The 317-nt window shown below is 64.4% G+C and carries 1 pseudogene; it reads right to left on the bottom strand.

From position 1 onward, the window contains the following. A pseudogene (locus tag BN1128_RS24210) lies at positions 1 to 317 on the bottom strand (class I poly(R)-hydroxyalkanoic acid synthase); the annotation flags it as partial.

Here is a 317-nt window from a genome sequence, read left to right as displayed (position 1 = left end):
CTATCCCCGGGTTGCGCCAGGAGATCATGAATACCGTCTGGCCCTGGGCGACCAGCCAGGCGACCAGAGAGTTCTGGGGCCGCATGTCCATGATGTAGTACTTGTTGATGAAGGGCGGCACTATCAGCACCGGTGTCCTGGCCACGGTTTCCGTGGTCGGGCTGTACTGGATAAGCTCGTAGAGCTCGGTGCGTTGCACCACCCGGCCCGGCGTCAGCGCCAGATCCCGCCCCAGTTCGAAGGCGGACTCGTCGGTCAGGCGGATGTTGAGCTGATCGGCGCTGCGCTCCAGATCCTCGGCCAGCAGGGCCAGTCCG

The organism is Aeromonas piscicola (assembly GCF_000820005.1).
Taxonomy (GTDB): domain Bacteria; phylum Pseudomonadota; class Gammaproteobacteria; order Enterobacterales; family Aeromonadaceae; genus Aeromonas; species Aeromonas piscicola.
This window is presented reverse-complemented; position numbering and strand designations above follow the sequence as displayed.